The 24,688-nt window shown below is 59.8% G+C and carries 22 protein-coding genes; 13 read left to right on the plus strand and 9 right to left on the minus strand.

Annotated elements, in window-relative coordinates:
• Positions 1-7: 7 nt before the first annotated feature.
• Both CQ017_RS04030 and CQ017_RS04035 read right to left on the minus strand, forming a co-directional pair.
• Positions 8-1,342, minus strand: coding sequence for an amidohydrolase family protein (locus CQ017_RS04030; protein ID WP_105552622.1), 1,335 nt, complete (start codon positions 1,340-1,342; stop codon positions 8-10).
• A 196-nt stretch (positions 1,343-1,538) separates the two neighbouring features.
• Positions 1,539-2,030 carry a very short patch repair endonuclease gene (locus tag CQ017_RS04035; protein ID WP_308729552.1) on the minus strand — a complete coding sequence of 164 codons (492 nt, stop codon included), beginning with the start codon at positions 2,028-2,030 and terminating at the stop codon, positions 1,539-1,541.
• A gap of 185 nt (positions 2,031-2,215) precedes the next feature.
• Here CQ017_RS04035 and CQ017_RS04040 point away from each other — a divergent pair, with 185 nt between their 5' ends.
• Entirely contained in the window at positions 2,216-3,034 is an 819-nt protein-coding gene (locus CQ017_RS04040) for an enoyl-CoA hydratase/isomerase family protein (RefSeq protein ID WP_105552624.1), read from the plus strand.
• Between the two features lie 26 nt (positions 3,035-3,060).
• Entirely contained in the window at positions 3,061-3,936 is an 876-nt protein-coding gene (locus tag CQ017_RS04045; RefSeq protein ID WP_105552625.1) for a 3-hydroxyacyl-CoA dehydrogenase family protein, read from the plus strand.
• Here the strand turns inward: CQ017_RS04045 and CQ017_RS04050 are convergent.
• On the minus strand, positions 3,933-4,835 hold the full coding sequence (locus CQ017_RS04050; RefSeq protein WP_105552626.1) for a LysR family transcriptional regulator: 903 nt from the start codon (positions 4,833-4,835) through the stop codon (positions 3,933-3,935). The two genes, CQ017_RS04045 and CQ017_RS04050, sit on opposite strands and share 4 nt — an antisense overlap.
• Before the next feature lie 161 nt (positions 4,836-4,996).
• Between CQ017_RS04050 and CQ017_RS04055 the strand changes: the two genes are divergently transcribed.
• Genes CQ017_RS04055 through CQ017_RS04065 form a run of 3 tightly spaced genes read left to right on the plus strand, consistent with a single transcriptional unit; the run spans position 4,997 to position 8,865 of the window.
• On the plus strand, positions 4,997-6,193 hold the full coding sequence (locus CQ017_RS04055; RefSeq protein WP_105552627.1) for a CaiB/BaiF CoA-transferase family protein: 1,197 nt from the start codon (positions 4,997-4,999) through the stop codon (positions 6,191-6,193).
• Between the two features lie 35 nt (positions 6,194-6,228).
• Entirely contained in the window at positions 6,229-7,455 is a 1,227-nt protein-coding gene (locus CQ017_RS04060; RefSeq protein ID WP_105552628.1) for an acyl-CoA dehydrogenase family protein, read from the plus strand.
• Between the two features lie 39 nt (positions 7,456-7,494).
• Positions 7,495-8,865 (plus strand): NAD-dependent succinate-semialdehyde dehydrogenase, encoded by a 1,371-nt coding sequence (locus CQ017_RS04065; RefSeq protein WP_105552629.1) that lies wholly within the window; start codon positions 7,495-7,497, stop codon positions 8,863-8,865.
• A gap of 240 nt (positions 8,866-9,105) precedes the next feature.
• Here the strand turns inward: CQ017_RS04065 and CQ017_RS04070 are convergent, their stop codons facing one another.
• From CQ017_RS04070 to CQ017_RS04095, 6 genes are all read right to left on the minus strand, one after another.
• Positions 9,106-10,398: a hypothetical protein gene (locus CQ017_RS04070; RefSeq protein WP_105552630.1), complete on the minus strand. Its 1,293-nt coding sequence runs from the start codon at positions 10,396-10,398 to the stop codon at positions 9,106-9,108.
• 61 nt (positions 10,399-10,459) lie between these two features.
• Positions 10,460-11,215 (minus strand): carboxymuconolactone decarboxylase family protein, encoded by a 756-nt coding sequence (locus CQ017_RS04075; protein ID WP_181148344.1) that lies wholly within the window; start codon positions 11,213-11,215, stop codon positions 10,460-10,462.
• 476 nt (positions 11,216-11,691) lie between these two features.
• Positions 11,692-13,200, minus strand: coding sequence for a TRAP transporter large permease (locus CQ017_RS04080; protein ID WP_105552632.1), 1,509 nt, complete (start codon positions 13,198-13,200; stop codon positions 11,692-11,694).
• Positions 13,201-13,219: 19 nt separating this feature from the next.
• On the minus strand, positions 13,220-13,744 hold the full coding sequence (locus CQ017_RS04085; RefSeq protein WP_105552633.1) for a TRAP transporter small permease: 525 nt from the start codon (positions 13,742-13,744) through the stop codon (positions 13,220-13,222).
• A 68-nt stretch (positions 13,745-13,812) separates the two neighbouring features.
• Entirely contained in the window at positions 13,813-14,586 is a 774-nt protein-coding gene (locus CQ017_RS04090; RefSeq protein ID WP_105552634.1) for an SDR family NAD(P)-dependent oxidoreductase, read from the minus strand.
• A gap of 152 nt (positions 14,587-14,738) precedes the next feature.
• Positions 14,739-15,524, minus strand: coding sequence for an SDR family oxidoreductase (locus CQ017_RS04095; RefSeq protein ID WP_105552635.1), 786 nt, complete (start codon positions 15,522-15,524; stop codon positions 14,739-14,741).
• A 340-nt stretch (positions 15,525-15,864) separates the two neighbouring features.
• Between CQ017_RS04095 and CQ017_RS04100 the strand changes: the two genes are divergently transcribed.
• The 8 genes from CQ017_RS04100 (at position 15,865) to CQ017_RS04135 (ending at position 24,627) form a co-directional block, all read left to right on the plus strand.
• Complete coding sequence (locus tag CQ017_RS04100; RefSeq protein WP_181148346.1) at positions 15,865-16,950, plus strand: LLM class flavin-dependent oxidoreductase; 1,086 nt, start codon at positions 15,865-15,867, stop codon at positions 16,948-16,950.
• Positions 16,951-16,960: 10 nt separating this feature from the next.
• Entirely contained in the window at positions 16,961-18,211 is a 1,251-nt protein-coding gene (locus CQ017_RS04105) for an acyl-CoA dehydrogenase family protein (RefSeq protein ID WP_219843910.1), read from the plus strand.
• Complete coding sequence (locus tag CQ017_RS04110) at positions 18,208-18,996, plus strand: enoyl-CoA hydratase/isomerase family protein (protein ID WP_181148348.1); 789 nt, start codon at positions 18,208-18,210, stop codon at positions 18,994-18,996. Before CQ017_RS04105 ends, CQ017_RS04110 begins: the two co-directional genes overlap by 4 nt.
• A 5-nt stretch (positions 18,997-19,001) precedes the next feature.
• Positions 19,002-19,814, plus strand: coding sequence for an enoyl-CoA hydratase/isomerase family protein (locus tag CQ017_RS04115; RefSeq protein WP_105552638.1), 813 nt, complete (start codon positions 19,002-19,004; stop codon positions 19,812-19,814).
• Between the two features lie 28 nt (positions 19,815-19,842).
• Positions 19,843-21,138: a TRAP transporter substrate-binding protein DctP gene (gene dctP / locus CQ017_RS04120; RefSeq protein ID WP_105552639.1), complete on the plus strand. Its 1,296-nt coding sequence runs from the start codon at positions 19,843-19,845 to the stop codon at positions 21,136-21,138.
• A 118-nt stretch (positions 21,139-21,256) separates the two neighbouring features.
• Positions 21,257-22,219: a phosphotriesterase gene (locus CQ017_RS04125; protein ID WP_105552640.1), complete on the plus strand. Its 963-nt coding sequence runs from the start codon at positions 21,257-21,259 to the stop codon at positions 22,217-22,219.
• Between the two features lie 17 nt (positions 22,220-22,236).
• Entirely contained in the window at positions 22,237-23,403 is a 1,167-nt protein-coding gene (locus CQ017_RS04130) for a flavin reductase (RefSeq protein WP_181150493.1), read from the plus strand.
• 24 nt (positions 23,404-23,427) lie between these two features.
• Complete coding sequence (locus tag CQ017_RS04135; protein ID WP_219843911.1) at positions 23,428-24,627, plus strand: CaiB/BaiF CoA-transferase family protein; 1,200 nt, start codon at positions 23,428-23,430, stop codon at positions 24,625-24,627.
• Positions 24,628-24,688 lie beyond the last annotated feature (61 nt).

The raw sequence follows: 24,688 nt of genomic DNA on the forward strand, positions 1-24,688 counted from the left end.
GCCCAAATCAGTTCAACTCGTTGCGCACGATCTTCCCCTGGGCAATGACCACCACTACCTTGGAGAGGGCCTGTGCTCCTTCGAGCGGATTCGATCCCAGAATCACTACATCCGCCACGCCCTTGTGAAGCAGCTGGCCTACGCCTTGGCGCTCGACACCGATCAGCTTCGCGGGACGGGTGGTCACCGATTGCAGGGCCTGCAGCGCAGAGAGCCCGGCGTCTTCCAACGCCTTGGCCTCCACTCCGATCGGCATGACATCAGTGCCGAACGAGTCGGTCCCGGCGACCACCAGCACTCCAGCCTCATTGGCAGCGCGCACGGCCTGCGCCAGCACCGGGCCGAACTCGCGGCCGCGCTCGGCGATTACCGGATCCGATGAGTTGGCCATTCCGGCCACCCCGGCCAAGGTCGGAGTGAATGCGGTGCCTCGGCGGACCATCTGGCCGATGGTCTGTTCATCCACGAAGACTCCGTGCTCGATGCTGGCCACTCCAGCATTGACGGCTCCGGCAATGCCCTTGGCGCTGTATGCGTGGCAGAGCACCCGGGCTCCGCGGGCCGCCTTCACTATGGCCGATAGCTGCTCGCGGTCGTAGACCAGCTCCAACGGGTCCTGCTCGGCCAGGCCTGCGCGCGGATTGGCGCGCGTCTTGATGACCGTTGCGCCGCGGCGCAGATTCACATTGGTCAGATAAGCGAGATCCTTGACGTCGCGGATGTTGTCCTCCAAGGCGGCCAGCGGAGCCAGCTCGGGATCTGCGAGGATCGAGTCGCCCTGTTCGGGGGAGACGAACAAGCCTGCCGGATGCATGCGAGGCGAAAGCCCGGGATTCCATTTCGGCAGCGAGGCAAGGGCAATGTCCTGGTAGAAGGTGGATGATCCGCTGCGCACCGTGGTCGCCCCGCTTTGCAGGATCAGGCGGACGTCCTCCAGCCCATTTGCGTGCACGTGGGCATCCACCATCCCGGGGATGATGAACTTGCCGGTGGCATCGATGCGAGTGGCCTTCCCACCCGCGTCCTTCACCGCCTTCCGAGTGGCCTCGCGCGTTCCAACGGCTTCGACCTTGCCGTCGCGCAGAACCACTACGCCGTCTTGAACGGTGTCTCCGGTGGCAGGATCAATGAGCGTGCCGCCCCCGATGATAATCGGGACTGTTGGCAGCGCCGACCCGTGGTAGCTCGCTGCAGGTGCGCCGCGCTCGCCGGAATCCGCTGAGGCGGGTGCCGCGAAGCCAAGCGCGCCCAGGCCCGCCAGCGCCGCGGCTCCGGCCATCACGCTGCGCCGGGCGAGGGCTTGGTTGGGGACCGGGCCGGCGTTGTGGTCGTGTTCGCACATGGGTGTGATTGCCTTTCGACGTGGGATGTTTTCCTGAAACTCTATAGCAGGGCAACGCTGGCCTGAGGTGCAAGTCACATTATTAACGCCGGGTCCTGGATAGGGTTTTGCACGTCCTGGACTTCCCGGAGATGCCGCACAGCGGAAGGCGTGAGGAGCCGAGCGCGGTGGACTCGAACTATCCGCTGGCGCCTGCCTAGGAGGAAGCTGCCGTGCGCGGCGGCCCGAGAAATCCGGTGGTTTTGCGCAAGACCTCTTCGACCGAATGCAGTTCGCATTCCCAGAGAGTCAGCGATTCCCAGCCCAAAGAAGCCAGGTCATGGCGGTTGCGGCGATCGCGGGCGATATTGGCGTCCAGCTTCGGGTTCCAATACCCGGTATTGGACGAGGGGCGGCGGCGCCCCACGGGGCAGTCATGGCCATGCCAAAAGCAGCCGTTCACGAAAATCACTTTGTCCCTGGCCGTGAATACCAGATCCGGCGAGCCGGGCAGTTTGCCGCCGCGCAGGCGGATGTCTGGATGCTCCGCGCGCATTGCAGCTGACTTCCGCGCCGGCATCGCGCCATGCAATTGGTAGCGGTAGCCTGCGGCATGCAGCAGACTGCGCAAGGCAAGTTCGGGTTGGGTATTCTTGCTCGCGATGCGCGACATCATCCGCGAGCGCTGCTCGGCCGATACGGTGTCCATAATTCATTGTGCGCGCTTGCTGAGACGGGTCAACCGTCAATTCATCATGTGAATCCCTGTGCTATTTCATGCCGAATTCACATGAATAGTCCATTGATCTATCTATATAGGGAACTGGTCGCGTATAAATAAGTTTGATGTTGTGAACGGTCCTTGGATGAGGCCGCAATGAAGGGATCTATCTGATGGCTGATGCAGTTGGCGAAGAATTGGTGCTTCGAAGCGATGCGGACGGAGTCGCCTGGCTGACAATCAACAGGCCGGAATCCCTGAACGCGATGAACCAGCATGTCATTGCGCGCATGCACGGCCTGCTCGATGAGATTGAATTGGATTCTGCGATAGAGGTCGTCGTCTTCACGGGTGCCGGGGACAAATCCTTCGTTGCCGGCGCCGATATCAACGAGCTTGCCGCGCGTAGCCCCATCGATGCGCTGGGCGGCCGGATGCAGAATCTCTACGACAGGATTGCCAAGTACCCGAAACCTACAGTTGCGGCAGTCAACGGATTCGCTTTTGGCGGCGGCCATGAATTGGCTCTGTGCTGCGACGTGCGCATCGGATCCACCCAAGCCCTGTTCGCCTTGCCCGAAACCGGATTGGGAATCATCCCTTCCGCAGGCGGAACGCAGCGGCTGGCGCGAATCGTCGGTATCGGACGTGCCACGGATATGATCCTCACCGGCCGACGCCTCGATGCCTTCCAAGCATTGCAGGCCGGACTCATTACCGAGCTGGTCGAAGCGGATGAGTTGATGGCTTCGGCGCAGAAGCTCGCACGAAAAATCGCTTCAAAGGGTCCCTTGGCTATCAAGCTGGCAAAGCTGGTGGTGAGCCGCGGGTTCGATGTGGACCACGAGACGGGCATGCTGCTGGAACAACTGGCCCAGGCCCTGGCCTACAGCTCCGAGGAAAAGCAGGAGGGCACTCGGGCGTTCCTAGAGAAGCGCCGACCGGACTTCCGGAGCGTTCGCCAGCCCGACGCAGCAACTCAAAACGTCTAGTAACTCCAATTTTGGAAGGAGACTTTATGTCTCAGGAAAACCGGCCCGTCAGTAGAATCACCGTGATCGGTGCTGGCACGATGGGTTCGCAGATCGCCATGGTGGCCGCCCTTTCAGGGACCAGCGCTTCGCTGGTGGACATCAAGCAGGAGCAGCTGGACCTAGCCAAGGAACAGCTCTGGTCCCGCGTGGACCGCGATGTCCAGAAAGGACGCCGTAGTTTGGAAGACGTCAACGCGGCCAAGGCGCGACTGAACTTCACTACGGATCTGGAAGCAGCGGTGGCTGCATCTGATTTTGTCATCGAGGCGGCAATCGAGGATTTGAAGATCAAGCGCGAGCTCTTCGCAAATTTGGATCGGATCGCCCCACCGCACGCCATCTTGGCTACGAATTCCTCGAACATCGTGTCCTCGCGCGTCGCTGACGCAACGTCCCGCCCGGACCGGGTGTGCAATATGCACTTTTTCAATCCAGCTCTGGTCATGGAATGCGTGGAAATAATTCCACATGCCCAAACCTCAGAAGAGACCGTTGATATTGCCGCCGGACTGGCCGAATCCTTCGGCAAGCGCGTGGTGAAGTTGAATAAGGAAGTTCCTGGATTCATTGCCAACCGTCTGCTCAATGCGATCCGCCGTGAAGCTCTGGAACTCTATGAGGATGGTGTGGCAAGCGCCGAGGATATCGACCTGGCAGCCAAGACCGCATTGCGCCACCCTATGGGTCCTTTCGAACTCATGGACCTCGTGGGCGTAGACGTGGTGTACCTGATCCGGATGGCCGAATATGAGCAGACTGCAGACCCCGAGAGCCTGCCTGCACAGTCGGTCAAGAAGCTCTACGAAGAAGGATCCTTTGGCCGAAAAACCGGCAAGGGCTGGTACAGCTACAGCAATTAGCTGCTCCGCGGATCCGGGAAGACTTCCTTGGCGAGCTTGATGACGTTTTTCAATGCGGCATTGGTGTCGTCCCGGCGCCAGATGAGCCGCGCTTCGAGTTCTACATTTGCATCCTTGAGTGGAACATACACTACGCCGGGAATGGTGATGTTGGCGCGCACCGAGTCCACCGTCAGGGCGCACCCCATCTCGGTGCTGACCAGCACCAGCTGAGTCAGGGTATCGGGTGCTACCTGGGTCACCCGGGGAGCGAATCCGGCGGCCATGGACAAGGTGTTCAGCCGGTTCTGCAGGGCTGCGCTGAAGCCGCCGGGCAGCGTGATCCATTGCTCTTGGGCCAAATCCGACATGCGCACGGCGCTGCGCCCGGACAATGGATGCGAGACAGGCAAGGCAACGATCACCCGTTCAATTGCCATGACGTAGGAATCCACCTCGGGCGGGATGAAATCCCAGCGTCCGATGGCCAGATCCAGCGTCTTGTCCAGAATGCGCTCCAATCCGACATGCGAAAACTGCGAGCTGTGGAATTGCTGGCGCAGCCCGGGGTGGACCTTGCGCAATTCGCGCGCCAAGGCGCCGACGGTCGTATTCGTTGAAGCGCCGGCGAAGCCGATGCGCACTTCACCGGTTTCACCGGTGACCGCAGAGCGCACCACCTGCTGCGCGCGTCGTGAAATATTCACCATTTCCGTGGCAGGTTCAAGCAGAGCTTGGCCTGCCGGAGTCAGTGAAACATGCCTGGTGCTGCGCTCGAAGAGCTGAGCACCCACCATGTGCTCAAGTTGCTTGATGAGCCGGCTGAGGGCGGGCTGCGCTATGCGAAGATTCGCGGCGGCCCGTCCAAAATGGAGCTCCTTGGCTACCGCTAGAAATGCTTCAGCGTGATGGATATCCACTGCGGTGCTCCACTTCTCTTTTGATGTGAATTTGTTATCAATTCAATCAATATTAGGTCTTGGACTATTAAGAATACTAATGGTTCGATGAATGTTGAGACCTATCGCGTAAACAAGGCACGCGATTAATTACGAGCATGTTGAACAGACCAGGAGCGCATATGAGGAATTCAACGGGTTCCGCAACCACCGGCCCGCTATCGGGGATCGTCATTGCAGACTTCTCCCGTGTACTAGCCGGACCATACTGCACGATGCTTCTGGCGGACATGGGAGCCACGGTCATCAAGGTGGAAGGGCCGGCAGGTGATGACACGCGCAATTGGGTTCCTCCGCACCGCGACGGCGTGAGCACCTACTACCTGTCCATCAACCGCAACAAGAGTTCCATCATGCTGGACATGGCTAACGCGGAGGACCTGGAAACCGCCTACAGCATTATCGAACGGGCGGATGTGTTCGTGGAGAACTTCAAACCCGGAGGACTGGCCAAGTTCGGACTGGACCAGGAAGCCGTGGCGACACGCTGGCCGCACCTGATCCACGCATCGATCACCGGATTCGGAACCGAGGGAGGGAGCTCCATGCCCGGATATGACCTGCTGGCCCAAGCGGTTTCGGGAATGATGACGCTCACCGGTGATGCCGATGGTCCACCGCAGCGCGCGGGAGTGGCCGTCTTCGATGTGATGACGGGCCTGCACACAACTGTCGCCATCCTCGGTGCCCTGCAAGAGCGCAATCTCACCGGGCGCGGGCAGCATGTCGGCGTCAACCTGCTGTCCTCGGCCGTCTCCGGACTGGTTAACCAAACCATGGGCTATGCCGGTGCCGGGAACATCCCGACACGCATGGGCAATGACCATCCGAGCTTGTTCCCCTACGGGCCCTTGCATGCAGCTGACCGCGAGATTGTGATCTGCTGCGGCAATGACGTCCAATTCCAGCGATTGACCGAAGCTCTGGGCATCGCCCAGATCGGCATCGATCCGCGCTTCGCCACGATGGCGGACCGCAACGCCAACCGCGAAGAGCTTCGCGTGATCCTGGAAGAAGCCCTGGCCGCCCGCACCGCCGATGAGTGGTTTGAAGCGCTCCAGAAGAAAGGCATCGCCTGCTCGCCGATCCTGAACGTTGCCGAGGGCTTGCAATTCGCACAGCGTCTTGGTTTGGACCCGATCGTGCAGGCCGGCAAGGGCACGGATGCCGTGCCGACCATCAAGCACCCGGCCACGTTCAGCCGCAGCGAAATCCGCTATGACAAAGCTCCTCCCGCCTTGGATGGGGATAGGGAATCCGTATTGGAATGGATCAGCAGCAATCCCCAGCGCAGCGCTGACGACAAGCTCGCGGTCTAGACGCAGCCCAAGAACCAAAGAATCGAAAGAACGAAATGACTTCTGTAATAGACCACCCGGATTACCTGCTGCTGGACCTGGACCTGACGGACGCGGACCGGGAATTGCGCGATCGCGTGCGTGCCTTCGGCGTGAACCAGATCGAGCCGATCATCAACGGCTACTGGGAACGCGCTGAGTTCCCGCGCGAAGTCGTCCCGGGGCTGGCCGGATTGGGGATCATCGGCACGTTCATCCAAGGCTATGGTTGCCCTGGGTTTTCCCGGCAGGCTGCGGGAATCGTGGCACGGGAAATGGGACGCATTGACGGTTCGGTCAATACCTTCCTCGGTGTGCACTCCAACTTGGGCATGGGATCCATTTACATGCTCGGCAATGAGGAGCAGCGCAACCGCTGGCTCCCGGCGATGGCCAGTCTTCAGAAGACCGGCGCCTTTGCGCTGACCGAGCCGACTCACGGTTCCGACTCGGTCTCCTTGGAGACCTCTGCACGCTTGGAAGGGGATACCTGGGTCATCAATGGCCATAAGCGCTGGATTGGCAATGGCCATGAAGCAGACGTCATTGTGCTCTATGCGCGGGACGTGGCAGATGGACAGGTCAAGGCCTTCATCGTGGAACGCGATGGGCAAGGACAGTACCCGCAGGGCTACAATCCAACTCCCATCGCAGGCAAGATCGGCAAGCGCGCCATCCTGCAAGCGGACATCACCATAGAGAACATGAGGATTCCCAGCGAAAACCGTTTGGCGAATTGCGAATCGTTTGCAGGGGTCAACCGGGTGCTCAAGGCCACCCGCGGCGGTGCCTCTTGGGAGGCAGTGGGGCACGGCATGGCGGCCTTCGAGATCGCTGCCCGGTATTCCCTGGAACGCGAGCAATTCGGCGGTCCCATCGGTGGATACCAGCTGGTCCAGGAAAAACTCGCCACGATGCTCTCTGACCTGACCAGCATGCAGCTGATGTGCACCCGCATGGCCGAACTTCAGGAACGCGACAAGCTGACAGCCTCCATGGCTTCGATGATCAAGATGACCACTTCCCGCAAGGCCTTGGCGATGTGCCGCGAGGCACGGGACATGCTGGCAGGAAATGGCCTGCTGCTGGAGAACCACGTGGCACGCCACCTGACTGATATGGAAGTTGTCTCCACCTACGAGGGCACCGATTCAATGCAGGCACTGATTGTCGGACGAGACATCACTGGCTTGTCTGCTTTCACCCGCAACAGCCGGGCCAAGGCCGCGTCGGCTGTCCGCTGAAGCGCCGAAATCCAGACCAACTATTGAAGGGACCACAACGTGGCCAATATTTCAGCAGTCAATCCATCCACCGGTGAAGTATTCGCCGAGTTCGCGCAGCTCACCGACGAACTGCTCGAGCAATCCTTGACGCGAGCGAATGCCGCGCAACGACTTTGGAAAAAGGAACCGGTCCAGGCACGTTCTGAACTGCTTCGCAGCATCGCACGGGAATACCGCGAACGTGCTGACGCGCTGGCGAAGGACGTAGCACTGGAAATGGGCAAGCCGATCAAGGCCGCCCTCGGGGAGCTCGCGTTGGTTGCCTCGATCTACGAGTACTATGCCGAGCAGGGGCCGGCCATGCTGGAGCCCAAGGACATTCCCGCTTACGCTTCCGGAAGGGCCAAGGTCCGCAAGGATCCCATTGGGGTGCTGCTGGGCATCATGCCTTGGAACTTCCCGCACTACCAGGTGGCCCGATTCGTTGCGCCGAACTTGCTGCTGGGCAACACCATCCTGCTCAAGCACGCCTCGATCTGCGCGCAATCGGCGCAGAATATCGACGAGCTAATGAGCGCCGCCGGAGTGCCTGAAGGCGTGTATTCGAATATCTTCGCAAGCCATGCCCAGATTGAGCACTTGGTCGCGGATCCGCGGATCAAGGGCGTCTCGCTGACCGGCTCCGACGGAGCCGGCGAGCGAATCGGTGCATTGGCAGGCAAGCACATCAAGCCGGCAGTGCTGGAACTCGGCGGATCAGATCCATTTATCGTGTTCGCCGATGCGGATATCAAGAAAGCCGCAGCGGCGGCAGTCATCGGGCGCTGCAATAACTCGGGGCAGCAGTGCACCGGCGCCAAGCGTTTCATCATCGAGGACAGCGTCTATGAAGAGTTCATCGAACTCTTTGTCCAGGGCATGGAATCCGTCGTGGTCGGCGATCCGCTCGATGAGGCGACGACCATGGGTCCGCTGTCCTCGGAAGCTGCACTGGTGGAACTCGACGGCCAGGTCAAGCAGGCGGTCGCCGATGGCGCCCGGATACTGACAGGCGGAAGCCGTCTTGACCGCCCGGGGGCCTACTATCCGCCGACCGTGCTGGATGGCGTCACCGTCGAAAACCGGGTGTACTACCAAGAGCTCTTCGGCCCGGTGGCAATGGTTTTCCGGGTGGGTTCCATAAAGGAAGCCGTGGATCTTGCCAACGACTCGCAGTACGGGCTCTCCAGTGCGATCTTCACGGCCGACGAGGACCGGGCCGAACGCATCGCCGAGGATTTGGACACCGGGATGGTCTACATCAATGCAGTGTCCAAGAGCGCCCCGGAACTGCCCTTCGGCGGCGTCAAGCGCTCTGGCATCGGGCGTGAACTGGGCACCTACGGCATCGATGAGTTTGCGAACCTGAAACTGATCCGCCGCAGCTGACAGATCCGCGGAACCCGGCGGCCGACTCACGAAACCTTGTGAGCCGGCCGCCGGGTTTTTTGTTGTCCAAGAGAATATGAGCGATCAGGGACTCGGCGGCACCGGGCCCAGTGGTATGCAGGGGTCCAGATCCTGCAAGACGAGGGCTATTGCAATCGCTGCGATGCACGACGAGTGGCCAACCCCCAACACGGCCCAGATGGTGCTTGTGCTTTAGGGAATTTCCGAGCCTAGACAGGTTTAGGCTGGACGATGTTCGAGCAGCACCTCTTCGAAGAAGCGATCCACCACTGGTTCCAGGTATTCATGGTCCATGACTTCGCCGTTGCCCTCGTACCAATCAGCGAAGTCGAGAATTTCGCCCTCGTCCTTGTACCCGAGCTCATTTGCAATGTCGGTCCATTTTGCCGAGGTGGTGCGCACGCTGTCCACCAGTTTTGGACCGTCGAGCTGCGAGGATTCCTGCACCCCTTCAAGGATCTTTTCATTGCCGGCCGCAAGGGCCGCGCTGATTTCTGGAGCCAGGAAGTGCATTCCCGATCCGGCTTTACTTGCCACCTCGATGCCTTCTGCTTGGGCGGCATAAGATTGTCCAAGCTCTCCGACGTTGTAGACGCTCATCTGGTCGAAGATCAGCTGCTGTGCTGCCAATGGCAGTTTTGACCAGCTGGAACCGGCGACGATGCTGCCGGAGCCGATGCCAAAGGTGCTGTCCGTTGGCAGGTATACGTTGCTGGCCTGTTCGATCCAGCCGTTGCTCACCATCGTGGTCATCGATCCGTAGGTGCATTGGATGACATTTCTCTGGAGTCCTTCATAGGTCTCGGCTAGCTGCAAGGAAACAGTGGAAGCTCCCATGGCTTCGGACTGTATGACCTGTGCGGCCGCATTGACCCGAATCTGGGTTCCAGAAAAGTCGCTCAAGGCGTTTTTCTCGTCGGTGCAGGCCATGGCCGTGGAGCCGAAGGTATTGAGCGGATTCAGGACCGTCATGCCTTGTTCTTCGAACTCTGCCATGATTTCGGGAGTATCGAACGCAACCTCTTGTGCTGCGAAATGCGTGACGATCTCTCCTTGCAGTGGGCTGGAAGGTGCCGCTACTAAGGCATCTTGCAGAGCCATGAAAGCCGGCATTTCATCCTTGTGGTAGGAAGTAAGCCAATGCGCAAGGTCCAACCGCCCATCAGCCAACGCATCGGAGATGCCATCGGGTGCCACGACCGCGTTGGCGTAGATGACCTCGACCTTGATCTTTCCGCCGGACCAATCTCCAATGGCATCGGCGAAAGCTTGGTCGCGTTGCCCGGAAATCGAGTTCGCAGATGGTGAAGACACCTGGAACTTGAGTGTTACTTCGTCCATGTCGGCTAGGGCCGCTTGGAAGTCCGCTTTGCTGGAACCATAGTCAACCCCAGTTCCGGTACCGGAGGAGCCGGAATCGGCTGAGCTGTTGCCGCCCATGGTGCAGCCGGTGAGCGCCAAAGATGCGATTGCTGCGGCTGATGCGAAAGCCATCAGGTTCTTGCGTTTCATAAGGTGGTCCTTTGGAAGTTGTATCGGAGAAATTTTCCAGTGCTTCGAGTAGTGATTTTTGCTATCTCCCCATTTCCTCAGCGAGTGTGGAGGCCCCCACGAGAGTTGTATGAATGCCGATATTGCTGGCAAGCGTCATCACGTCTACGATCTGGTCTGGGGTGGCGCCGTATTCAATGGCCTTCTTGACATGGGTGCGGATGCCGGGGACAAAAAGGTGAGTGGTGGCAACGTCTATTGCGATATAGATCAGTTCCTTCATGAACTCATCCAGGGGTCCTTGCTCCCAGGGGATGCTTGAGAGCTCCAGATATGCCTCAAAGTATTCTGGCGAGTAGGCCAAGACGGTGTCCCAGCTTTCGGACCAGTACTTTCGGTTGCGGATGAATTTGGCCTTCAGTTCTCGGCGGTGCTCATCAGCCGGAACTTCACTCACTTCTACGGCTACGCCAAGCTCTTCGAAAACCCCGTGGGCAATGGGCATGCCGACAAGCATCGAATGAGTTCCCAATGAGGCAGCTAGCTGGATTGTTTCTGCGATTTCTGCCGTAGAGGCGCCGGCATGGGTTGCTTGGCGGATATGGTGCTCAGTTGCCGTGGAGTTCAGGTAGGTGACTTGTGCATTGACCGATATGCAGATCAACTCACGTTGGATTGGCGTCAGCGACCCCCGAGAGCCAGCTACCTGGAGCAGCCGGTCGTAGGATTCGAAATAATTTGGGTCGAGTTTCAGCAGATTCTCTAAATCTGCATTCCAGAAACCGTGGGCAGCTTCGAAATTTGCGCGTGGGCATTGAATGGTTTGCGAGTCGGCCATTGTGTTCATTTCCTGGGTCAGTTCGGTGGGCGCATATTTGATTGGGCATGCGCATAGAGCCGGAGGATCTCGGCGCGGATAAGGCGCAGAGGGAAGTGCCTGGAAGGACAGTTCGTTCGGAAATGGAATGGACGTTGGATCGACTCGCGTCACGAATTCCGTGCGATCATGATTTTTTTGCAAAAGGCACTATTGCGGTTCGCTATATTCAATGCCATAGTGAACGCCAGTGCATGTGACTGCCATTTAAAGCTAACCATAAATAGCTGTGAATTGCATCACTTTATCAGAAAATTACGCGATGGTTTTTGCGTTTGACCTGAGGTTGAAGAGGCTGATGATCGGGAGCTGCGGTGAATCTTGGCCTAAATAAATGTTTTCCAATGCAATTAGACCTCGCATTCTCCTAAATATCATTTCTGGAGAATGCAAGGTCTAATTGTTGAATTTATTTCTAATCTACAGCATGGCGAATTTTAGGATGCCGATGAAATCGAGGGCAGCCAGGTCGTTAGTTCAGGCCAGAAAATCATGATGATGATAAAGCCGAGGGCAAATGGCAGGAACCAGAGGATCGAGGTGAATACATCGGTGAGAGAGACCTTGACTCCCTGGTTGACTTCTCGGCGCTTAAGGAGGTTGTAGCAAATGTAGGCCAAGACTCCCACCGGGGGCGTGATCATGCCGACCTCGCCCAGAATGATGATGAAGACGCCGAACCACATCAGGCCGATATCGTAGGATTCCAAAACCGGCAACAGCAGGGGGATGGTCAGCAGCATCATTGACATTGTGTCGAAGAACATGCCCATGAAGATGTAGAGCACGACCAAGGCCATTAGGAACCAGAAGCGTGACAGCCCCAGTTCCGCGATGAAGTCGGTGATGTCTCCGGCGATGCCGGTCACGGCCAGCACCCGGGTAAGCATTTCGGCGCCGATCAGCAGCAGGAAGATCGATGCCGTCGCTTTGGCGGCACCGGTCAGCGATGCGGAAATCTGGCGCAGGGGCTTATTCTTGCGGGTGTAGAACAGGGTGATCAGCAGCGAGGCGAAGGCCGCGGCCGCACCGGCTTCGGTGGGAGTGAAGTAGCCGGTGAACAAGCCGCCGAAAAGCACGAGCATGATCAGTGGCAGTCCCCAAAGCCCGCCCAGTGACTTCAATCGGTCGCTCCACGTGACACTGAACGCAGCTGCTGCTTTCTGCTGATTTCCGCGCCCGAACATCTGCGGGAAGATCAGGGCCATGGTGAAGTAGATGAGTGCGAACATGACGGCTAGGCCGATACCGGGAACCACTCCGGCCAGGAGCTGCGGACCGACTGGTACGGATACGATTCCGGCATATACCACCATCATGATGCTCGGTGGGATGAGCTGCCCGCTCAATCCGCCGGTGAGCACGGCTCCGACTGCCACACGGCGGTCATAGCCGACCTTGAGCATTTCCGGGATGCCGGCGCGGCCCAGGGCGTAGGTCATGCCAATTGACGAGCCGCTCACCGAAGCCAAGCCTGCGCCCGCAGCCGTAGTTCCGATGGCAAGTCCTCCTGGAAGCCATCCGAACCATTGGTGGGTTGCCTGGTAAAGGCGCTGGGTCAATCCTGCTTGGGTTAGCAGCAATCCCATCCAGATGAACATCGGAAGGACGGACATCGACCAGCCGCTGGAAGCGGTATAGGGGGCGGTCGACAGAACACTGATTGCGGCATCTGCACCGCTTACGTAAATCAGGCCCAGGACGCTGGCAATGGATAACGCGAAGCCGACTGCGATGCCGGCCAGCATCAGCGCTACCATGAGGGCGATGGTCCACAGCCCCGCTGCCGAGGCGGAGCTGCTGGTGAACAGCCCGATGGCGCACGCAATGTTGACCGCTACGAGAATCCAGAATCGAAGAGGTGTCCCCTTCAATTTGGTTCCGGCTGGTGTTCCTTGCGGGCTCGATTCGGTTTTGGAGGGGGCAATCAAGGGTGTCTCAATCATTGTGGGTACCTACCTAGAATCAAGCTGCTACGTCAGCGGTCGGTTTGCCGGTGCCGGTGTTGAGGTCATGCTCTGGCCTCTTGAACCCGAGCCAAGCATCGATTGCCAGAACGAAAGCTGTAAGCGTGAAGCCCAGCGGGACAAAATAGTACGCTGGCCATATTGGGATCGAGGTGATGCCGCCGGTCGCCTGGACTGCGGTCTTTGCCAGGGCCTCCGCTAAGCCATACCAGGCCAGAAGGGCGGACATCACTGCGCCGGCCAGGCAGCCGAAAAGCCGAATCCAGGCCAAGCTGCGGTTGCTCAAGTTCTCGACGATCAGTGCTACGTTGATATGTTCCTTCCACACTTGTGCGCCGGGGATGGCCAGCAGCACCAGGGCGGGGAGGAGCCAGTTGGCCGCAACCTCGTTCGCCCCGTAGATCGGTGTTTGGAACCAGGTGCGGCCAAGCGCGTTGGCCAGGCTCAGGAGCATCATGGTCAGCAGGGCGAGACCGGCAAGGCCTGAGATGATCCGTTCGAGGATTTTGGTGAGTTTAAGCATGGGATGCTCCACTTCTTGTTGTCTCTACGGTGAGAGCAGTCAGCAGCGTGTGGTGGTGGGTCATGGAATCAGCGGACAAAAGGCGTCGTGGACGCGAAGCCGCCGCGAATGCCGCCATCCAGGCGAATCACTTCCGCGTTGAGGTACTTGTTCTGGTAGATCTGCATGGCCAATTGCGCAAATTCGTGCGGGAACCCCACGCGCGGAGGGAACGGAACGTGTCGTTCCAACTTCGGGGTATCCGCCAGAATCGGCGTGTCGAAAAGTCCAGGAGCAATTGTCGCCACTCGAATGGAGAGCTCGGACAGCTCGCGGGCCAGCGGAAGTGTCATCCCTGCGATCCCTGCTTTTGATGCCGAATAAGCCGATTGCCCTGCTTTGCCATCGAGCGCGGCACCCGACGAGGTGAGTACGATCGCACCGTTCTCGTGCGGGTCTGCGTTCCGGGACATCAGTCCCGCTCCGTGGCGAACGACCGAAAATGTACCCAGCAAGTTGGTGCGGAGCACATTCTCGATCGTTTCAAAATTATCCAAAGGAGTCCTGGATCCAGTGTCAACTAGGTATCCCGGGTTCCGCGGTCCGAAAGCGGTGATGCCTGCGCAGTGAACGATGCAACGGAGCTCGACCCCGTCCGCTGCCACCGTGTCGAAGGCGCTGCGGACTTCGGCGTCATCGCCGACATTGACCTTGTGGTAGGTGATGCCCGTAGCCGGATTTTCGGCGTTGGGCTTGATGTCAAAGACATGTACCGCCCATCCGTTTTCGGCGAAGAGCTTGGCTGAGGCGGCACCTAGGCCACTTAGCCCACCGGTGACTACCACCGCGCGTTGAGCAGGCATAGCAATCCTTCAGGACTAGTGCATGCCCATGCTTCGCGTGGTGTGAATATAGACATGTATGTTCGACATTGTGATTTGAACCACGATACATGCGACCGGGATCCGTGTCACCCCTTTTGGAAATGTGACGCAAATCAATTTCCCCGGTGGTCCTAGTTGAAGGGCCGCAGGTTATTTCCAGCGGTTTCCCCGCCGTCAATGGAAATGCTGGCACCGCTGACAAAGCGCGACTCATCGCTGAGCAGGTAGATAACCAGCGGGCTCACCTCGTTGGTCTCGGCTGCGCGGCCAACTGGAATTTGCCCGAAGCCTCGTTTGAGGCCAACTGTCATGGGCGTATTCACCGACCCCGGGTGAATCGAGTTCACCCGGATGCCCATGTCGCCTAGATCCAGCGCGGAAGTTTTCGTCAGCCCCTGCACGCCCCATTTGGAAGCGGAATACGATGCCCGATTCTTGAAGCCGGTCAGTCCGGCAATCGAGGAAACGTTCACAATCGAACTCGTGGCATGCTCCTTCAGCGCGGGCACGGCGGCTTTCATCCCGTAGAAGTTGCCCGTGAGGTTGATGTCGATGGTCCGCTTCCAATCTTCGAGGGTCGCCTCCTCCACCGAGCCCCTGGAGCCAATTCCGGCATTATTGACCAGTCCGTGCAATGCGCCGAAGTGGACTCTGGCACCTTCGACGGCTCGCAGCCAGTCGTCGAAGACGGTGACATCCAGTTCGGCATAGCGAGCGACCGTTTCGCCGTGGGCGTCGTTCAGCTCCTCGGCCAAGGCGCGGCCGGCTTCATGGGCGATGTCTCCGATCACGACGCGGCCTCCTTCGTGGCAGATGGACCGGGCGTGCTCGGCGCCCATTCCGCTGGCTGCCCCGGAGATCAGGATGACTTTTCCGGCGAGTCGCCCCGGGGTTGATTGCCTGTGTTGCTTTGCCATGATGGCTCCTAATTTGGTGGTAGTTGATATTTGCGGGACCGGCGTGGCGGCCTGCCGTCTTCGATGGTTCGATGTTGCCGTTCGAGCTATGAGTCTGGTTCGAGTCCGCTGGAACTCCGAAGATGTTACGCGTTCGTTCCCGGGACTAATTTTTCTATAAAGACAGTTTGACTTGGACTTTTTCCTGAACCTTTCCTGCTGTCATGACGCGGGGCGAGCTGTTTGCGGACATCTTGAACTAAATTCTAGACGAACGTGTATGTATTGTGATTCAATGAACATATTCCGCAAAACAAATGATCCCCGTCACAGTTGATGGGCACCGGTTATGGAGGCCACGATGAGCCAGGACAATCTGCACTTCGGTATTTTCTGCCTGACAAATGTTCCCGAGTGGAGCACCGAACGCGAAGCAGTCCACAAGGGCATCGAACAGATCAACCTCGCCGACAAGCTGGGCTTCGAGGAAGCTTGGGTAGCCGAGCACAACGCCCGCCGCTACGGAATCATCTCTTCCGCGCAGATGATGCTCGCAACCGTGGCAGGCACAACGAAGAATATCCGCTTGGGCTCGGGTGTGACCCGTTTGCCGATGAACCACCCGCTGAAGACCGCAGAGGACTTCTCGCTGCTGGACGTCATCAGCGACGGCCGCCTGAACTTCGGCATCGGCAAGGCCTATGACCTGCTGGAATTCCAGGCCTACGACATCGACCCGGAAGAACGCGATGAGCGTTACCAGGAGTCCTTCGAAATCATCATGCAGGGCTGGAAAGACGGAAAGATCAACTACCAGGGCAAGCATTTCCAGGTCCCTGGCCGAGGCAACCAGACCGAAGAGATCCAGTTGATGCCGCGTCCGATCCAGGAACCGCATCCACCGGTGTACATCATGGTCTCGCAGACCGAGGAGTCGCTGCGCTACGCCGCCCGCGAAGGCTTTGCCTTCGTGCTGGGGCAGATGCCTACCTGGGAGCACATGGCCCATCTGGTCAATGTCTACCGCGAAGAGGCCCGCGCCGCCGGATACAGCTACGACGCCATCGACGCGAATATCGCCCGCTCCTCGCAGCTCAAGGCCATCCACGTATCCGAGGACCGCGCCACCGCCGCCAAGGAATACGAAGAAGGCCTGATGTGGTACCTGAGCATCCTCAGCAACCGCGCCAAGGTCGGCCTGGGCCTGACCGAGCTCAGCTTCGATGACTACGTCGAGAAGGGCGCCATCCTGCTTGGCTCCTCGGATGACGTTGCGCAGCAGCTGGAAGACTACAAGAAGGTCACCGGCATCGGCGGCCTCGTCGGCTGGTTCGACGCCGGAAGCCAGCCGCAGGAGCAGGTCCTGCGCTCGATGACCAAGTTCGCCACTGAGGTCCGCCCCCAGCTGACCTCCCGCGATTCAACCGTTGAAACCGCACGGGCCTAAGGACAACACCATGACGACCATGACTGCAGACCCGCGCGTGGGTCCGAGCGAGTACAAAGAAATTATCGATGCTCTCATCGAGTTCATCGAAAAGGCCGTTGTGCCCATCGAGCAGGAGCACGCGGAATTCCTCAAGGACGAAGTCAACATCTTCGACTCGCGCGGCTTGATGACCGAGAAGTACAAGCAGATCAACCAGCAGGTGCGCGAGCTGTCCGCCGAAGCGGGCTTCTACACGCTCTACAGCGCCGAGTCCCTCGGCGGCGCGGAGCTTCCGGCCGCGGCCATCGTGGAAATCCAGGAGGCCCTGCACCACCGCTACGGACCGGAGCGTTCGCTGATCCACGAATCGGTGATCCCCTCCCCGTTCACCAACGGCCTGAGCCCGCTGCTCCTGCAGCTGCAGGAAGATGTCCTGGCACCGCGCATCGACGCGATCCGTGCCGGAACCTCGACCCTGTGCTTCGCGTTGTCCGAGCCGGATGCCGGATCCGACGTCTACAACCTGAAGACCCGCGCTATCGCGGTGGATGGCGGCTGGGTGATCAACGGCCAGAAGCAATGGATCTCCAATGCGGCCCACGCCAAGCACGCCTTCGTCTTCGCGGTCACCGACCCGGAGGCGGTGGCCAGCCGCAGCGGCGGGATCACCTGCTTCTTCGTGGACACCGATTCCGCCGGGTTCTCGGTGGATGCCGGCATCCCGATCATGGGCAAGCGCGGTTCGAACGCCACGATCCTTTCCTTCACCGATTTGAAGGTCACCCCGGAGCAGATCATCGGCGAGGAAGGCAAGGGGCTGAACCTGGCCATGGGCGGCATCAGCCGCGGACGCGTGACCATGTCCGCCACCTGCATCGGTGTCGCCCAATGGGCGCTGGACCAGGCCCTGGAATACTCCAAGACCCGCAAGACCTTCGGCAAGACCATCGGCCAGCACCAGATGATCCAGTCCAAGCTGGCCGAGATCGCCCGCGACATCTACCTGTGCAAATCGGCCGTGCAGCGCACCGCCGCCTTGCTGGACGCCGGGTTCCCGGCGATCAAGGAAACCTCCATCATCAAGTTCTCCTGCACCGAGATGCTCAGCCGCGTCGTGGATGAGGTTATGCAGATCCATGGCGGCCTGGGGCTGACCAACGAACTGGGCCTGGAAGGCGCCTACCGCTTCGCCCGCACCTTGCGCATTCCGGATGGAACCAGCGAGATCCAGCGCCGCACGGTGGCCAAGCGGCTATTGGCAGGAGATACCAAGCTGTGAGTGCTGTGCGAACCAGTCTGGTATCCGTCAGCACCGAGCAAGGGGTCCGCACGGTGGTCCTCGACCGCGCCGAAGCGCGCAATGCGCTGAGCCCGGATCTGCGCGAGGACCTGCGTCAGGCGCTGCTTGAAGCCAACGATGACCAGGACGTGCGCGCCATCGTGATCACCGGGGCGGGGGAGAACTTCTGCGCCGGCGGAGACGTGAAGCGCATGGGCAAGAACACCCCGAGCAACGGCGCCGCACGCATTTCGCTGGGGCGCGAACTGGTGGAGCTGATCCGCAACCTGAAGAAGCCGACCATCGCCGCGGTCCAAGGCCACGCGGTGGGTGCCGGGTTCGGACTGGCGCTGGCCACCGACATCATCCTCGCTTCGGAGACCGCCAAATTCCAGTTCGGATTCATCAAGCGCGGACTCGCGCCCGACAGCGCGGTGCCATTCCTGCTGTCCCAGCAGATCGGCAACCGCAGAACCCTGCACTACGCGATGACCGGCGAAGTGATCAGCGGCGAGCAGGCCGCAGACCTGGGAATCGCTTCGAAGGTGATCGGCAACGGCAATTTCTCCGAAGAGGTGGCGGCGTTCGCCAAGAATTTGGCGGACGGTCCCACCGCAGCCTATTTCGCTACCCGCAAGGTCGTGCAGGCCTCGCACAACATGACCCTGGCCCAGGCCTGGGAATTCGAGTCCTTCGCCTCGGCGGTCACCTCGACCACCGGCGATCACAAGAACTCGGTTGCCGCGTTCAAAGCCAAATCCAGCTATGAGTTCCAAGGAGAGTAAGACAGATGACTGAAGTAATTTCCGATACCCAGGTCGTGCTGGTTGAGCGCGATGTCGAGAAGAAAACCGCGATCCTCTCCCTGAACCGCCCGGAGAAGATCAACGCCTTCAACAACGCGCTGCTCGAAGGGCTCATGTCCGCGCTGTCTGAATTGGCGGACGATGACGAGATCTCGGTGGTGATCCTGCGCGGCAGCGGGAAGAACTTCAGCGCCGGGTACGATGTGGTCTCCGGATACGGTTCGAAGACGGCCTATGAGGACTGGCGCAATCTCCAGGAGAAAATCGACCTGTGGGAACGCGTCTACCGTTTCCCCAAGCCGCTGATTGCAGCTATCGAAGGGCACTGCCTGGGCGGAGCGACCATGCTGGTCTCCTGCAGCGATCTGGTGATCGCCTCCGAGACCGCGAACATCGGATGGCCATCGATTCCATTGGGCGGCGGGCTGCTCTCTCCGGTATCGCTGTGGCATATCGGCATGCGCAAGGCCAAGGAATTGTCCTTTATCGCGGGCAATTCAATGAGCGGCATCGAAGCCGCGGAGCTGGGCTGGGCCAACAAGGCCGTGCCGGAAGGAACCACGCTGGAAAGCGCAAAGACCATGGCCGGCCGCGTGGCCAAGACCCCCTTGGATTTGCTCTACCTGAAGAAGCAGGCCTTGAACAAGGTGTACGACCGCCAGGGCTTCGTGGAATCACTGCGCGCAGGTGCGGAATGGGATGCCATTTCGCATACGGCCGACTCGATCGGCGAGGTGAAGGCGCTGATGAAGGACAAGGGCCTCAAGGGAGCAATCAAGCACTTCAGCCAGTCCTAGAACTCAACGATCGGATTAGGGAAAAACAATGTTTTCACGCAAGTATTTTGCCGGCGCGCTGTCCATGCTCGCCGTGGCAGCGCTGGGATTGACCTCATGCGCCGGGGGTCTGAACTCCTCCGGCGGCAACGAAGATCGTGCCGGTGGCGCAGGTATTGCCCCAGGCGCGACGAAGGAGCAGTACATCGCTGCCTTTGAAGATATTGAGCCGATCACCCTGGACTTCCAGTATTCCAGCACCAACCCCAAGTCCTTCTCGGCCCAACGAGATCTGAAATGGGCTGAGTCCGTGGAGGAATGGTCCGGTGGCAAGGTCACCATCGAATCCCATGCGGCCGGGGCGATCGCGAAGCCAACCGAGGTTCCCGGGGCGCTGCAGGATGGCCGATTGGACATCGCGCATTACTACACCACCTATGAACCGCAGGAAATGGCCGCCTTCGTGGACATGTCCACGTCGCTGGTCCAGCTTCCCAGCAGCCCGGTGGTCGGCGAGTTCGTCTCGCACGCGGTCATGATGGAGGTAGGCTTCAATACCCCCGAGGTCATGGCCAACTACGAGGACCGCGGTATGCACGTCTTGCACCCGGCCAACCCCAACGGCAACACCTCGGTGATCTGCCGGGAAGACCAGCAAGAACCCGCGGATTGGGCCGGCTCCCAAATCCGCGGCAATGCGGCGGCCCACGAAATCCAGGCCAAGGCGCTGGGCGGCGTGTTGACTTCCGTGGAACTGGCCGAAACCTATGAAGCGCTGGAACGCGGCGTGCTGAACTGCTCGCTGCAGTCAACCGCAACCGCTGTCTCCGTGGGCTGGCTCGAAGTCGCTCCGTTCATCAGCATTCCGAAGGACGCCAGCTTCGCTCCGGGCGCAGGCGCCCTGGTGGCCGGCTCCTCCTGGGAGGGGCTGCCGCTGCTGGTGCAGCAGCTGATGTTCGACCGCATGGAGGGCTACGTGGCCGGCGAGGACTTCAACGCCATAGCCAGCTTGAAGATCGCAACCGAGACCGCCGAAGAGCAGGGTGGCAAGCTGGACTACCTTGACGCGAAGAGCGAGGCCGCGATCGCGGAATCCAACAAGGAACTGCTGGCGCAGGTCGAGAATTCCAAGAACCTGGACGGCAAGGCCGTGAACGCAGCGGTAGCCTCGTCCATCGAGAAGTGGACCGGCATCGCCGAAGAGCTGGGATACGGGGAAAAAGGCGAAGTCACTGAATTCACCGATTGGTACGAGGGCTCGGTGGATCCCGCTGACCTGGAATACTATGAGCCCTTTGCCGAGCGCGTATACAACGAGATCATTCTTCCGCAACGACCCGAGTAGCGGCAGCTTGCCCGGCAAGACGTAGCCTATTGACCGACGTCATCCCAGGGGCCGGACCACCCTTATCCGGCCTCTGGGCTCCCACCCACTACCCTGATTTCCAGAGAGGACCAAGACGATGATTCCCACATTCACCGGGGAGCTATCTGCCGACCGCCTAGGCGCGACGCTGATGCATGAACACGTCTTCGTGCTGAACGCCGAGCTGGTCCTGAACTACCCGGGCCAATTTCCAGCAGATGACCTGGTTGACCGCGCGGTGGAGTATTTTAATGGTGTCAAGGCCAGCGGCATCGACACCATTGTCGACCTGACCGTGATGGGCAACGGCCGGAATATCCCCTTGGTCAAGCGCGTGGCCGAGCGCACCGAGATGAACATCGTCGCAGCCACCGGCTGGTACACATTCCACGATGCTCCGACCTTCGCCACGCTCAATGGACCTGGCCGGCTGCTCGGCGGAAGCGATCTGCTGACCGAGCTCTTCATCCGCGATATCCGTGATGGCGTCGATGGCACCGGAGTCAAGGCCGGGGTGCTGAAATTCGCCACGGACCACTACGGATTCTCCGACGGCGTCTTGAACATCATGCAGGCTGTGGCCGATGCCCATCTGGAAACCGGCGCACCGATTTTCACGCACTCGAACCCCCACAAGCGCAACGGCCTGGACCAGCAAGACTATCTGACTTCGCGCGGCGTGGATCTGGGCGGTGTGGTCATCGGCCACTGCGGAGACAGCGAAGATCTGGACTATCTGAAGCAGATCGCGGACCGCGGGTCCATACTGGGCATGGACCGTTTCGGGCTGGACTCCAAGCTGCCCTACGAAAAACGGCTTCATGCAGTGAAAGAACTATGCAAGCAGGGCTACGCCCCGCAGATCGTCATCGCCACCGACTCATCGGCCTACTCCATGAATTTCCCGGATGAGGCGCGTGCCGAACGGCTGCCGAAGTGGCGAGCCAGCGAAATCATGGACACCGTCATCCCCGATTTGCGGAACCTGGGTGTTTCGGATTCGGATCTTGATCAGATGATGTTTGCCAATCCACGTCGAATCCTCGGGAGCGCACAATGAAATCAGGAGAACTAGCCATGGCAAAGATTGATGCCTATGAATTCCGCCGGGTGCTGGGGGCCTTCCCCACCGGGGTTGTCATCGTCACCGGAATGGACGACGGGCAGCCCCTGGCGATGACCGTCGGATCCTTCGTTTCGGTTTCCTTGGAGCCAGCCTTGGTCGGCTTCCTGCCAACCAAGACTTCGTCCTCATGGGCCGCATTGCAGAACCGCACGAGCACAAGATTCGGCATCAACGTGCTGGCCAGCGACCAGGAGGATCTGTGCCGAGCGGTGGCCTCGCGCAAGACGGATAAGCTCGAAGGCTTCGAATGGGAGCTGTCCAAGAACGGCAGCCCGATCCTGACCGACTCGGTCGCCTTCGTCGACTGCGAGATGCAGTCGGTATCCGACGCGGGGGACCACGACTGGGTGATGGGCAGCGTGCTGGATCTGTTCACGCTCAGCTCTAGTTTGCCCTTGCTCTTCTACCGCGGAGGCTACGGCTCGTTCGCGCCCGGTTCCATGGCCATCAGCACCGACATCCCGGTCAAGGTCTTGAGCCAGCTGGACCTGATCCGTCCGCATATGGAACGCCTGGCGGTCGAATTGGTTGCCGAGGTGAGCATCATGACACGGGTGGAGACCGAACTGATCAACGTCGGGTCGGCAGGCTCTTCCACCCGCCAGGGCCGCTCCAGCCGGGTGGGCATCCATGTGCCATTCATGCCGCCGATCGGCGGAGTCTTCGCGGCGTTCGGGGGACCGGAAGCCGAGGCCCAGTGGCTCGCGCAGGGCCATCCGGACGCCGACCCGGCGTTGCAGGCGCATTTCGAGGCAGGCCTGGCCAAGGTCCGCGAACGCGGCTACGCTGCCGGGATCGGGCACGAACGCGGCAGCGGCATCGAGCATTCGGCACAGATCGCCTACGGCGGCCGGGATCCCGAGGCGCGGCAGCGGCTCATGGCGGTTGTCAACGACGCCGCCGAGACGTTCAACGCCGCGGATGTCACCCATGAAGGTGAATACGAATTCCATTCGGCCACCGCCCCGGTCTTCGATAAGGACGGAGCGTGCTTGTTCTCGATGACCGTCTGGGGATCGGACGGCCTGACTCGCGGGTCCGATGTCGTGGCCACCGTGGAACGGCTCAAGCTCGCCGCGGACGCGGCAAGCCAGGAACTCCAGTTCCGCTCCCGCTAAAAGCCTCCAGTAAAGGTAGAACTCGTGCTGAAATCATTTTCCAATCTCATCGTCCTTGAACTCGGGCATATCTACAACGGCCCATACTGCGGTTTGCTGTTTGCCCACCTGGGCGCGGAAGTCATCAAGGTAGAGCCGCTGGGCGGCGAACGCCTGCGCACTCGTGCCCGCGGAGACGCGGACCCGCAGGAATTTGTCATGCTCAACTCCAATAAGAAGAGCATCGCCTTGGATCTGAAAAGCGATGACGGCAAAGAGACCTTCCTGAAGCTGGTCGACCGGGCCGACGTGCTCATTGAAAACTATGCGCCAAATACCCTTGAACGTCTTGGCCTGGCACTTGAATCGCTGCTGGAACGCAATCCCCGCCTAGTGATTGCTTCGGGCAAGGGCTATGGGAGCAGCGGACCATACTCGAAGATGCCGGCCATGGATCTGACGGTCCAGGCAATGTCCGGTGCGATCGGGACCACCGGCTTCGCCGATGGGCCGCCGGTCAAGACGGGGCCGGCCTTCACCGATTTTTCTGGCGGCATCCATCTGTTCGGCGGCGCGATGGCGGCCCTGTTCGACCGGACGCTTACCGGCGCGGGGCAAATCGTGGAGGTGTCAATGCATGACACCATCTATCCCATGCTGACCTCTGCACTCAGCGCGCTGTACAACCAACCGGGCGATCAGCTGCCCGAGCGCACCGGCAACCAGCACTCCGGGCTGGCCATTGCTCCATACAACGTCTATCGCGCGGCCGATGGCTGGCTGGCGATTATCTGCGCCTCGGACCATCACTGGACCCGCTTGGCCAAGGCGCTGGGCTTCGCGGAAGCCATCGAGGATCCGCGTTTTGCCGATCCGGTGAGCAGGGCAGAGCATATGGACGAAATCGACGCGCTGGTGACTGGGGCTACCAGCAAGCTGACCCGCGCGGAGATCTCTGATCTGCTGGGCAATGCCGGAGTTCCCTTCTCTCCAGTCAAGACCTTGCGGGAAGTTGACCAGGACCCGCACCTGATCGAGCGCGAAATGATCCGATTCATCGACCATCCGGAAAACGGACGGGTACCGGTAGTCGGCAATCCGCTGAAGATGTCCACCCAGCAACCGGGAGCTGCTTTAAGCGTCGCGCCCAAGGTCGGGCAAGACCAAGCTGAGGTGCTGGGCAGGCTCTTGGGCATGAACGAACGCGAGGCCGAGGCCCTGCGCACGGTTCCATTAGGGCTTTAGATGCTAAAGGCTAATGAAAACTGGCACAATTTAGCTAAATTGACTTCAGCTTGAAGGATGA

Source organism: Arthrobacter sp. MYb224 (genome assembly GCF_002975455.1).
GTDB lineage: Bacteria > Actinomycetota > Actinomycetes > Actinomycetales > Micrococcaceae > Glutamicibacter.